Source organism: Meridianimarinicoccus sp. MJW13 (assembly GCF_014901205.1).
Classification (GTDB): domain Bacteria; phylum Pseudomonadota; class Alphaproteobacteria; order Rhodobacterales; family Rhodobacteraceae; genus Meridianimarinicoccus.
Map to the genome: position 1 here is coordinate 114570 of NZ_JACNMU010000002.1, position 12457 is coordinate 127026.

At 65.6% G+C, this 12457-nt stretch carries 8 protein-coding genes; 4 read left to right on the top strand and 4 right to left on the bottom strand.

Going from position 1 to position 12457, the window contains the following annotated elements; translation table 11 throughout:
- Window positions 1-57 precede the first annotated feature (57 nt).
- Window positions 58-1176 (top strand): alanine dehydrogenase, encoded by a 1119-nt coding sequence (gene ald, locus H8B03_RS03495; RefSeq protein WP_193140347.1) that lies wholly within the window; start codon window positions 58-60, stop codon window positions 1174-1176.
- Between the two features lie 60 nt (window positions 1177-1236).
- Here ald and cueR read toward each other — a convergent pair whose 3' ends face one another.
- Both cueR and H8B03_RS03505 read right to left on the bottom strand, forming a co-directional pair.
- Window positions 1237-1635, bottom strand: a complete 399-nt coding sequence (cueR, locus tag H8B03_RS03500; protein ID WP_193140348.1) for a Cu(I)-responsive transcriptional regulator — start codon at window positions 1633-1635, stop codon at window positions 1237-1239.
- The gene (locus H8B03_RS03505; protein ID WP_193140349.1) at window positions 1632-4094 is read right to left on the bottom strand and encodes a heavy metal translocating P-type ATPase; all 2463 of its coding nucleotides are present in this window, start codon (window positions 4092-4094) and stop codon (window positions 1632-1634) included. The genes cueR and H8B03_RS03505 overlap by 4 nt, the downstream gene beginning before the upstream one ends.
- 150 nt (window positions 4095-4244) lie before the next feature.
- Here H8B03_RS03505 and H8B03_RS03510 point away from each other — a divergent pair, with 150 nt between their 5' ends.
- From H8B03_RS03510 to H8B03_RS03520, 3 genes are all read left to right on the top strand, one after another.
- Window positions 4245-4874 (top strand): glutathione S-transferase family protein, encoded by a 630-nt coding sequence (locus tag H8B03_RS03510; RefSeq protein WP_193140350.1) that lies wholly within the window; start codon window positions 4245-4247, stop codon window positions 4872-4874.
- Window positions 4875-4964: 90 nt separating this feature from the next.
- Window positions 4965-6758, top strand: coding sequence for an ABC transporter ATP-binding protein (locus H8B03_RS03515; RefSeq protein ID WP_193140351.1), 1794 nt, complete (start codon window positions 4965-4967; stop codon window positions 6756-6758).
- Between the two features lie 251 nt (window positions 6759-7009).
- Complete coding sequence (locus tag H8B03_RS03520) at window positions 7010-9232, top strand: NADP-dependent isocitrate dehydrogenase (RefSeq protein ID WP_193140352.1); 2223 nt, start codon at window positions 7010-7012, stop codon at window positions 9230-9232.
- 105 nt (window positions 9233-9337) lie between these two features.
- Here the strand turns inward: H8B03_RS03520 and gyrB are convergent, their stop codons facing one another.
- Window positions 9338-11755 (bottom strand): DNA topoisomerase (ATP-hydrolyzing) subunit B, encoded by a 2418-nt coding sequence (gene gyrB, locus H8B03_RS03525; protein ID WP_193140353.1) that lies wholly within the window; start codon window positions 11753-11755, stop codon window positions 9338-9340.
- Between the two features lie 79 nt (window positions 11756-11834).
- Window positions 11835-12455 carry a LysE family translocator gene (locus tag H8B03_RS03530; protein WP_193140354.1) on the bottom strand — a complete coding sequence of 207 codons (621 nt, stop codon included), beginning with the start codon at window positions 12453-12455 and terminating at the stop codon, window positions 11835-11837.
- Window positions 12456-12457 lie beyond the last annotated feature (2 nt).

A 12457-nucleotide genomic window follows, 5' to 3' on the forward strand; every position in this document is an offset into this window, starting at 1 on the left:
AAATTCCTTCCAATTTGGTTCAATATCCTTCCCAATCGGACCGTGGGAGGACATGCGATGATCGTAGGCACGCCGAAAGAAATCAAGAATCATGAATATCGCGTCGGGATGACGCCGGAAAGTGCTGCCGAGATGGTCGCGCACGGACACAGCGTGCTGGTGGAAACCGGGGCGGGTTTGGGCATTGATGCCAAGGATGACGACTATGCGGCCGCAGGCGCGCAGGTGGTGGACAGCGCCGAAGAGGTGTTCGCCCGCGCCGAGATGATCGTGAAGGTCAAGGAGCCGCAAGCGTCCGAGCGCGCCATGCTGCGCGAGAACCAGATCCTTTATACCTATTTGCATCTTGCCCCGGATCCCGAACAGACCCGTGATCTGGTGAATTCCGGGGCCGTCTGCGTCGCCTATGAGACCGTCACCGACGCGCACGGCGGGCTGCCCCTGTTGAAGCCCATGAGCCAGGTGGCGGGGCGGATGTCGATCCAGGCCGGCGCGCATAACCTGGAAAAGGCGCAAGGCGGGCGCGGCGTGCTGCTGGGCGGGGTGCCGGGTGTTGCGCCGGGCAAGGTCTGTGTCATCGGCGGCGGTGTCGTCGGCTTCAACGCGGCGCAAATGGCCGTGGGGCTGGGCGCCGATGTGACCATCCTGGATCGCAACCCCGAGGCGCTGGAGCGGCTGGGCATGTTCTTCGAAGCGCGCGCCAAGACCCGGTTTTCCAACAAGGCCAATCTTGAGGAATGCGTGGCCGAGGCCGATCTGGTCATCGGCGCGGTTCTGGTCCCCGGGGCGGCGGCGCCAAAGCTGGTGCGGCGCGACCATCTGGTGACCATGAAGCGCGGCGCGGTGGTGGTGGACGTCGCCATCGATCAGGGCGGCTGTTTCGAAACCTCGCGGGCGACCACCCATGCCGATCCGACCTATGTGGTGGAGGATGTGGTGCACTACTGCGTGGCCAACATGCCCGGCGGCGTGGCGCGCACGTCGACCTACGCGCTCAACAACGTGACCCTGCCGCATGCCTTGCGTATTGCCGACAAGGGCTGGCGCGCGGCGCTGGCGGCGGATCCGCATCTGGCCAACGGGCTGAACGTCTGGAACGGGCAGATCACCAACAAGGCGGTGGCCGACGATCTGGGCTATGAGGCCGTGCCGCTGGCCACCGCGCTGGCGGCCTGAGCCACCGCGCCGTTGTGTCGGGGCCGTCCGGGCGATCGGGCGGCCCTTTTCTGTCGGGGCTTAACCGGCGGCACCGCCACGGGCGAGGCTTTCGAGGATCGGGCAGTCTGGCCGGTCGTCTCCGGCGCAGCAGTGCACGAGATTGGCCAGCGTGGCGCGCATGTCGCGCAGGTCGGAGATCTTGCGGTCAATCTCTTCCAGATGGGTCTGGGCGATCCGGCGCACATCGGCGCTGGCCCGGTCGGTGTCCTGCCACAGCGCCAGCAGGGCACGGCATTCCTCGATGGTGAACCCCAGCGCGCGGGCGCGGGCCAGAAAGGTCAGGATGTTGATCTCGCGCGGGCCGAAGTCGCGGTAGCCGTTGGCGGTGCGCGGTGGCACCAGCAGGCCGATATCCTCGTAGTACCGGATGGTCTTGCTGGGCAGGCCCGAGGCCCGTGCCGCGTCGCCGATGTTCATGCGGTGTGCTCCTTCGGGGCGGTTCCGGCCCGGCGCAGGCGCAGGGCGTTGGTCACCACAAACACGCTGGAGGCCGCCATGGCCCCTGCCGCCAGTGCCGGTGACAGCAACATGCCGTTGATCGGATACAGCAGCCCCGCCGCCACCGGGATCAGCAGCACGTTGTAGCCAAAGGCCCAGGCCAGGTTCTGCCGAATGTTGCGCAGGGTGCGGTGGCTAAGGTCCAGCGCCGTGGCGACGGTGCCGGGGCGGCCGGCCGTCAGCACCACATCGGCGGTTTCCACGGCGATGTCGGTGCCGGTGCCGATGGCCAGCCCCACATCCGCCGCCGCCAGCGCCGGGGCGTCGTTGATGCCGTCGCCGACAAAGGCCACCGGGCCGCGCGCCCGCAAGCGGTCGATGGCGGCGGTCTTGTCCTCGGGCAGAAGTTCGGCCAGCACCTCGTCCAGGCCGATCTCGGCACCGATGGCCTGCGCGGCGGCGCGGCTGTCGCCGGACAGCATCACCACATGCAGCCCCTGTGCGTGCAGCCGTTGCACCGCCTCGGCTGCATCCGCTTTCACCGGGTCGGAAACGGCCATGACCGCTGCGGCTTTGCCATCGACAGCAAGATACAGAACGCTGCGGCCTTCATTGGCCCATGCGGTCGCGGTGGCGGTCAGCGGCGCAAGATCGACGTCCTCGCGGGCCATCATCCGGGGATTGCCAAGCGCCACGCGCTGGCCGTCGCAAATGGCCGCGATTCCATGGCCGGGGATTACTTCGGCCTCGGTCACCGGGGCCGGGGTCAGGCCCTTGGCCTCGGCGGCGGTCAGGATGGCATGGGCCAGCGGATGTTCGGACAGGGCCTCGACACTGGCGGCCAGACGCAGCGCGGTGTCGGGATCCATGCCGGGGGCTTCCAGCCCGGTCAGTTGCGGGCGGCCTTCGGTCAGCGTGCCGGTCTTGTCGAAGGCCACCACGCGTACCGATTGCAGCTTTTGCAGGGCGTCGCCCTTGCGGAACAGGATGCCCAGTTCCGCCGCGCGCCCGGTGCCCACCATGATCGAGGTTGGCGTTGCCAGCCCCATGGCGCATGGGCAGGCGATGACCAGCACCGAGATCCCGGCAATCAGCGCATAGGAAATCGCAGGCGATGGCCCGAAGATCAGCCAGCCCAGCGTGGTCAGCAGCGCCAGCCCGATCACCACCGGCACGAACCACAGGGTGACGCGGTTCACCAGGCTCTGGATCGGCAGGCGCGTGCCCTGGGCATCTTCGACCATGCGGATGATGCGGGCCAACGTGGTGTCGGCGCCGACGCCGGTGGCTTCCATGCGCAAGGGGGTGCTGCCGTTGACGGTGCCGCCGGTCAGCGAGGCACCGGGGGTTTTCTCGACCGGAACCGGCTCGCCGGTGATCATGCTTTCGTCCACATGCGAGGTGCCGGTCAGCACCGTGCCGTCGGCGGGGATGCGCGCGCCCGGCGCGATGCGCAGCACATCGCCGACGTGCAGGGCCGACAGGGGCCGTTCGACCACCGTGTCGCCGTCTTCCACCTGTGCCGTGTCGGGGGTGAGGCCCACCAGTTTGCGCACCGCATCGCCGGTGCGGCCCTTGGCGCGGGCTTCCAGCCAGCGGCCCAGCAGGATCAGCGAAACGATGACGCCGGCGGATTCGAAATAGACATGGCGCGCCTCGGGCGGCAGCAGGCCGGGGGCGAAGGTGGCGATGGTCGAATAGCCCCACGCCGCGAGCGTCCCCAGCGCCACCAGCGCGTTCATGTCCGGCGCGCCCTTGGCCAGCGCGGGCAGGCCACGGGTGAAAAAGCTGCGCCCCGGTCCCGCCAGCACCAGCGAGATCAGCAGGAATTGCGCGATCCACAGCGGTTGGGTGCCGATGGTGCCGGCCAGCCAATGGTGCAGCGCCGGGATCGCGTGGCCGCCCATTTCCACCAGCAGCACCGGCAAGGTCAGCGCGCCCGCGATCAGGGTGTCGCGCAGCAGGGCGGTGGCTTCGGCCTGTTCGGCGGCGGCCTGGGCGGCGCGGTTGCGATCGGCGCCGGGCAGATGGGCGTCGAACCCGGCCTCGGCCACCGCCGCGATCAGGGCGGCATCGCCCTGTTCTCCGGCCAGGGTCATTACATCGGCGCTGCCGCTGGCAAGGTTCACCCGCGCTTCGGTCACGCCGGGCACCGACAGCAGGATGTTCTCGACCCGTCCGACGCAGGAACCGCAGTGCATCCCCGAGACCTCCAGCCGCAACTGGCGTGGCCGTGCGGGATACCCGGCGGTGTCCAGAGCTGCCAGAAGGTCGGCCGCCGCGTCCACGCGGTCGCTGTCGACCTGCGCGGTGCGGGTGGCGAAATTGATCTCGGCCCGGTCAATGCCGTCCACCGCCGCCATGGCAGTTTCGGCCCGACGCACGCAGCCGGCACAGGACAGGCCGGTGACAGGGAAAGTGAATGTGGTGGTCGACATCGGAAACTCCGGTCAGGATGGTCCCACCCCAGATAGGCCTTCCAGTCGCTGGAAGGTCAAGCCCTGCGTGCCGGATTGCGTAACGCATCCGGTTGCCGTGCCCGGCGCGCGATCCTAGGCTGCTGCAAACCGACCACTCAGGACCGCGAAATGATCGATCTGTATACCTGGAGCACCCCCAACGGGCGCAAGATCTCTATCCTTCTGGAAGAACTGGGCGCCCCCTACGCGGTGCACACCGTCAATATCGAGACCGGCGAACAGCATGACCCGGCGTTCCTGCAGGTCAGCCCCAACAACAAGATCCCCGCGATCCATGATCGTGACACCGGGCTGTCGTTGATGGAATCGGGGGCCATCATGGTCTACCTCGCCGAAAAGCACGGCCAGTTCCTGCCCGCAGATCCGCTGGCGCGGGCGCGGGTGATGCAATGGCTGATGTGGCAGATGGGCGGTTTTGGCCCGATGCTGGGGCAGGCGCATCACTTTCTGTACCCGACACGCGGCAAGTCCGAATACGCCGAAGAGCGTTATTCCAAGGAAGCCAGGCGGCTGTACGGCGTGCTGGATCGGCAGCTGGCGCTGGGCGATTGGGTTGCGGGCGATTATTCCATCGCCGACATGGCCATCTTTCCCTGGGCCGCGCGCCATCCCCGGCAAGAGATCGACCTGGCCGAATTTCCCAACGTTGCGCGCTGGTACCGGGTGATGCAGGATCGCGCGCCGGTGCAGCGCGGCTATATCGTGCCCGATGCCAGCCAGGCGCTGCCCCGGATCTGACCCTGCGCACCTGATGCACGGCGACCACGACCGGGCCGGAGGGATGCGCTGACACTCGACAATTCGCGCTGGTGGTGAAAGAGAAGTCACATGAAGCTGCGCATATTTGGCAAATCCAGCGAGTCGGACGGCAAGCCGTTCTTCACCGCGCAGGATCGCGAGAACATCGCGTGGTTCTGGAACTCGTACCTGAAGAAGCGGACGGTCTGGCTGTTCCTCGTGCTGGGCCTGATCCTGGTGCAGGGGCTGGTCTATCAGCAATTCCTGCGCCTGACGGAAAGCGGTCTGCGGGTCATCTTTGACCAGGGCGCGGCGCGCGATCTGTACAAGGTCTGCGCGCTGGTCTTTGCATTGTTCTTCGTGCGAGGGATCACCTCCTACGTGGTGCCGCGCACCTCGACCTGGCTGGCCTCGGGCGCGGTGATGGAATTGCGCCGCGACCTGATTGAGAAACTGCTGGTGCTGGACCTGTCGTATTTCGAACGCTCCAGCCCCGCCGATATCATCCTGCGGGTGGTGACACAGGCGCAGACCCTGTCGCGCTTCGTGGGGCAGGTGACGATCAACGCGGTGCGCGATGCGGTGATGGTGATCATCGTTTCGAGCTACCTGATCTACAAGGCGCCAGTGCTGTTCATGACCGCGCTGATCATCGCGCCGGTGATCCTGTTCACGCTGCAGTTCGTATCCCGCCGGATCAAGCATGTGCAGCGCACGGCGGAATCGGCGCTTGCCGCCTATATGAACACGCTGGAAGAGACCGTGAACGGGATGCGCACGGTCAAGATCTCGAACCAGGAAGAGTTCGAAGAGGCCCGCCTTCAGGCCACCAACGAGAAGATCCGCGATCTGCAGGTCAGGGTGCAGGCGGCGCAGGCGATCGTGCTGCCGGCCATCGATTTCGCCTCGGCCTTCGCCTATGCCATGGTCATCGGTCTGGGCGGCTACATGGCCATCAGCCCGAATCATGACATCGACGGCGCCGCGATCATCACCTTCATGCTGGGGCTGGTCATGGTCTTCGACCCGCTGCGGGCGCTGGCCAAGTTCTTTACCCAGTTGCAGCAGCAACTGGTGCAACTGGATTCGGTCCATTCGATCATGCGGCAAAAGCCCAGCATCGTGGACGTGCCCAATGCCACCGACGACTTTGACGCCGCCGCAGACATCCGGCTTGAGAAGGTGACCTTCGGCTATACCGCCGACCAGCCGCTGTTCAAGGATCTGGACCTGACTTTCGACGGTGGCAAGCGCACCGCCATTGTCGGCGCCACCGGGTCGGGCAAGACCACGGTGCTCAGCCTGCTGGGACGGCTCTATGACATTCAGGACGGCGCGGTGATGATCGGCGATCACAACGTGCGCGATATCCGCATCTCGACCCTGCGCAAGTCGTTCTCGGTGGTGGCGCAGGACATCGTGATCTTCAACGCCTCGATCTGGGAAAACATCAAATACGTGCGGCCACAGTCCACCGACGAAGAAATCTGGGCCGCCGCCGAAGCCGCCGAGATCGCCAAGTTGATCCGCGATCGGGGCGACACGCCGCTGGGCCCCAAGGGGGCGCAACTGTCGGGCGGTCAGAAACAGCGGATCGCCATCGCGCGCGCCTTCCTGCGCTCGGCGCCGATCCTGCTGCTGGACGAGGCCACCTCGGCGCTGGACCAGCGCACCGAAGAACGGATCAAGGGTGCGCTGAACCGCCTGTCCCAAGGCAAGACCACGATCATCGTGGCGCATCGGCTGTCGTCGGTCATCGACGCCGACAAGATCTATGTTCTGGATCAGGGCCGGGTCGTCGAGACCGGCACCCACGCCGAGCTTCTGGCCCTGGGCGGGCTATACGCCGGCATGTACACGACCCAGAAGGAAGGCTACCGCTAACGGTTCGAAACCGGGCGCGTTTGCTGCATTCGCGACGCTTTTGCCGGGATATCCGGCAAAGCGTGGCAACATGTCGTCGCCCCTGCGGCATCTGACGAATTGATTTGCCGGGCCGCGTGATTTAATCGGCTGGTAGCCATTCATGGGCCACCACACGGTTCCCTTGCCGGAACCGTCTGCACGGCCAAAGCTGCGGCCGGTTGCGGCCCCGGCGGATCACCATCGCACCAGAACGAAAAAGGGCAACTCTCATGGCGGACACCACGACCCCGGATATTGTGTATACCATTGTAGACGAAGCGCCGGAGCTGGCCAGTGCCTCGTTCCTGCCGATCATCCGGTCGTTCACCAGCGCCGCCGGCGTGTCGGTGGGGACCAAGGATATTTCGGTCGCGGGCCGCATTCTGGCCACCTTCCCCGAGCGCCTGACCGAGGCGCAGCGCATTTCGGACGATCTGGCCGAACTGGGCCAGCTGGTGAAGACGCCGGACGCCAATGTCATCAAGCTGCCCAACATCTCGGCCTCGATGCCGCAGCTGAACGCCGCCATCGCCGAGCTTCAGGCCAAGGGCTATGACATCCCGTCCTACCCGAACGACCCCGCCACCGACGAAGAGCACGACATCAAGGCGCGCTACGACGCCATCAAGGGGTCGGCCGTGAACCCGGTGCTGCGCGAAGGCAACTCGGACCGCCGGTCTGCCCGCGCGGTGAAGAACTTCGCCCAGAAGAACCCGCATTCGATGGGGAAATGGTCGCCGGACAGCAAGACCAAGGTCTCGTCGATGCCGGGCAACGACTTCTATGCCAACGAGAAATCGGCCACCATCACCGCTGACCAGGCGGGCGATGCCCGGATCGAATTCGTGGCCAAGGACGGCGCGGTGACGGTTCTGAAGGACGGCTGGACGCTGGACGAAGGCACGGTCGCCGATGCGACCTTCCTGTCGGTCAAGGCGTTGGCGGATTTCCTGGGCGCCGCGATCGAGGACACCAAGGCCGACGGCACGATGTTCTCGCTGCACATGAAGGCCACGATGATGAAGGTCTCGGACCCGATCATCTTCGGTCATGCGGTCAAGGCGTGGCTGGCGCCGATCTTTGCCAAATACGGCAGCGCGCTTGAAGCCGCCGGGGTCAACCCGAACTCGGGCATGGGCGACGTGCTGGCCCGCATCGCCACCCTGCCGAACGCCGCCGAGATCCAGGCCGAGATCGACGCCCTGACCGCCGAACGCCCCGCCATGTACATGGTGGACAGCGACAAGGTCATCACCAACCTGCATGTACCGTCGGATGTCATCATCGACGCCTCGATGCCGGCGGTGATCCGCGCTGGCGGCAAGGGCTGGGATGCGGCGGGCAACAAGGGCGACACCAACTGCGTCATTCCCGACCGCTGCTATTCCACGGTCTATGACGAGAGCATCAAGTTCTTCAAAGAGAACGGCGCGCTGGACGTCACCAAGGCCGGTTCCGTGGCCAACGTCGGCCTGATGGCCCAGAAGGCCGAGGAATACGGCTCGCACCCGACCACCTTCGAGGCACCCGCCGATGGCACCATCCGCATCGTTCTGGCCAATGGCGAGACCCTGCACAGCCACGACGTGGAGGCCGGCGACATCTGGCGCTCCTGCACCGTCAAGAAGGCCCCGATCGAGAATTGGATCCAGCTGGCGTTGGACCGTCAGCGTCTGACCGGTTCGGAAGCGATCTTCTGGCTGGACGCGAACCGCGCCCATGACGCCGAGCTGATCAAATACGTGACCCCGGCGCTGGAAGCCGCCGGTGTGGCGGACAAGTTCGTGATCCTGGCCCCGCGCGAGGCCACCCGGCAGTCGCTGGAAACCATCACCGCGGGAAAGGACAGCATCGCCATCACCGGCAACGTGCTGCGGGACTACCTGACCGACCTGTTCCCGATCCTCGAACTGGGCACCTCGGCCAAGATGCTGTCCATCGTCAAGCTGATGAACGGCGGCGGGTTGTTCGAAACCGGCGCTGGCGGATCGGCCCCCAAGCACGTGCAGCAGCTGATGGAAGAAAACCACCTGCGCTGGGATTCCATGGGCGAATTCTGCGCCCTGGGCGAAAGCCTGAACTTCCTGGCTGACAGCAAGGGCAACGCCAAGGCCGGTGTTCTGGGCAAGGCGGCCGAAGCCGCCACGCAGGGCATCCTTGACGACAACCGTTCGCCCTCGCGCAAGGTCGGAGAGCCGGACAACCGCGACAGCCACTATTGGTTCGCCCGCTACTGGGCCGAAGCCCTGGCCGCGCAGGACGAGGACGCCGACCTGGCCGCGCATTTCGCCCCCATCGCGAAAGAGCTGGCCGAGAAGGAAGCGACCATCGTCGCCGAGCTGGCGGCAGCGCAGGGTGCCCCGGCGGATCTGGGCGGCTACTACAAGACCGACCCGGTCAAGACGGCAGCCGTGATGCGCCCCAGCGCCACGCTGAACGCCATCTTCGGCTAAACGCCGGCAGGTGAAAAAGAATTGGGCCGCTGCAAGAGATTGCAGCGGCCCTTTTACGTGTTCGGTGCCAAGGCGCGCCGGGGAGGCGTTCCCGCAGTCTGCGGCTCAGAAATCCAGGTTGGCGACGCTCAACGCGTTGGCCTGGATGAACTCGCGGCGCGGTTCGACCACGTCACCCATCAGTTTGGTGAAGATGTCGTCGGCCTCGGCCACATCGTCGATCTTGACCTGCAACAGGGTGCGATATTCCGGGTCCAGCGTGGTTTCCCACAGCTGGCTGGGGTTCATCTCGCCCAAACCCTTGTAGCGTTGCAGGGTGAGACCCTTTTCGCCTTCGACCAGGATCGCCTTCAGCAGGTCCAGCGGGCCGTAGATCTCGGTGGTCTTGTCGCGGCGGTGCAGGGTGGCGGGCTGGCCATAGACCTCTTGCAGGGCCTCGGTAAGGCCGCCCAGACGGCGCGCCTCGCCCGAGCGCAGGACATGGCCGTCCAGGGTGCGCACCTCGTCGACGCCGCGCACGGCACGCACAAGGCGCAAGCCGCGATCCTGCGTCGGCCGTCCGACCCAGCCGCGTTCGTATTCCAGCGAAACCAGATCCAGCCGCTGCGCCACCGTGTTTGCGGTGGCCTGGATATCGGCATCCACCGCGCCGGGCAGAAAGGCGCCGGCGATGGCCGCCTGTTCGAGAATGTGCAGCGGATAGAGCGTCGGGAAGGCGCTCAGAACCCGGCGGGTCTTGCGGGCCTCTTCCACCACGCGCAGCAGATCCTGCCCGACGATTTCCTCGCCCGTGCCAAGCCGCAGCATGGCGCCGTCGATGCCCATCTCGATCAGGTAGTTGTCCAGTTCCGCCTGATCCTTCAGGTAGCGTTCGGACTTCCCGCGCGACACCTTGAACAGCGGCGGTTGCGCGATGTAGAGGTATCCGCCCTCGATGATCTGGGGCATCTGCCGGAAGAAGAAGGTCAGCAGCAGGGTGCGGATGTGCGCGCCGTCGACATCCGCGTCGGTCATGATGATGATCTTGTGATAGCGCAGCTTTTCAATGTCGAATTCATCGCGCCCGATGCCGGTGCCAAGCGCGGTGATCAGCGTGCCGATCTCCTGGCTGGACAGCATCCGGTCGAAGCGCGCGCGTTCGACGTTCAGGATCTTGCCGCGCAGGGGCAGCACCGCCTGGTTGGCCCGCGCCCGGCCCTGTTTGGCCGAACCGCCGGCCGAGTCGCCCTCGACCAGGAACAATTCGCGGGCGTGCGGTTCGCGCGCCTGGCAGTCGGCCAGCTTGCCGGGCAGCGAGGCGATGTCCAGTGACGATTTCTTCCGGGTCAGTTCCCGCGCCCGGCGGGCGGCTTCGCGGGCCAGCGCGGCCTCGATGATCTTGGTGGCGATGGTCTTGGCCACCACCGGGTTTTCGTCGAACCATTCGCCCAGCTTCTCGTTCACCAGGCTTTCCACGGCCGGACGCACTTCCGAGCTGACCAGCTTGTCCTTGGTCTGGCTTGAGAATTTTGGATCTGGCACCTTCACCGACAACACGCAGGTCAGCCCCTCGCGGGCATCGTCGCCGGTGAAGTTGATCTTCTCGCGCTTGGCGATACCGCTGGAGTTGGCATAGAGGTTCAGGGTCCGCGTCAGCGCCCCCCGGAAGCCCGCCAGATGGGTGCCGCCATCGCGCTGCGGAATGTTGTTGGTAAACGGCAGCACCATCTCGTTGTAGCTGTCGTTCCACCACATGGCGACTTCGACGCTGATGCCGTCCTTTTCGCCGGTGATAAAGATCGGTTCCTCCATCAGCGGGGTCTTGGAGCGATCCAGGTAGCGGACGAATTCCTTCACGCCACCGTCATAGTGCATTTCCGCCACCTGCGGCTCGGCGGGGCGTTCGTCGCGCAATTCGATGCGCACCCCCGAGTTCAGGAAGGCCAGTTCGCGCAGGCGGTTTTCCAGGGTCTTGAAGCTGTAGTCCAGGTTCGAGAACGTGTTGGTCGAGGCCATGAAGCGGACCTCGGTGCCGGTGCGGTCGCCGGCCTCGCCCACCACCTTCAGATGCACGACGGTTTCGCCGTGTTCGAACCGGGCAAAGTGTTCCTTGCCCTCGCGCCAGACGCGCAGTTCCAACCAGTCGGACAGGGCGTTCACCACCGACACGCCGACGCCGTGCAACCCGCCCGACACCTTGTAGGAGTTCTGGTCGAATTTCCCGCCCGCGTGCAGCTGGGTCATGATGACCTCGGCCGCCGAGACGCCTTCTTCCTCGTGGATGCCGACGGGGATGCCACGGCCGTTGTCGCTGACCGAGACGCTGCTGTCGGCGTGGATCGTGACGGTCACGCGGTCGGCATGTTTGGCCAGCGCCTCGTCAATGCCGTTGTCCACGACCTCATAGACCATGTGGTGCAGGCCCGAGCCATCGTCGGTGTCGCCGATATACATCCCCGGACGTTTGCGGACAGCTTCCAGGCCTTTGAGAACCTTGATGGAATCCGCGCCGTATTCTTCAGGGGATTGTTTGGTTTCGACCATGCGTCCTGCCCTTTAATTCGTTGTCATCTTATAGGCGGACGGGCCGGGATTGTCACGGGCAAGGCCGCATATTTACGCGCTATGTAAAGGGGATGAGACAGCCGACGGCGATCATCAGGCCGCCGGCGACAAGGTTGGTCCGGCGCAGCGCCCCGGGCGAGGTCAGCACCCGCCGGATCCGGTCGATGAAGGCCGCGAGGATCAGGTTGCCGATCAGCGGAATCGCCATCGACAGGCCCACGATGGCGGCGATGTCGGCACCGGTCAGCCGGGTCAGATCGAAGAAGCCCGGCAGGATGCCCATGTAGAACAGGATCGCCTTGGGGTTGCCGAGGATGACCGCCAGCCCGGCCAGAAACCCGGCCCACATGCCGGGGCGGGTCAGGCGGCTGTCGGTTGACAGGTCGCGATCGGCGTGGCGGATCAGGTTGACCCCCATGATCCAGAACACCGCCACCCCGACAAACCGCAGCACGGTCATGAAGCCTGCGAATTCCTGTGCGATCCAGCTGACCCCCAGAATGGCCAGAAACGGCCACAACGCGTCGCCCACAACCACGCCTAGGGCAAGCGGCCAGGCGGCCGGGAACCCGCCGGACAGGGCGCGCGCGGACAGGGCCAGCCAGACAGGACCGGGGGTCAGGAACAGGGCCAGTAGGGCGGCGGCATACAGCGCCAGATCGGAGAGGGATGCGGTCATCG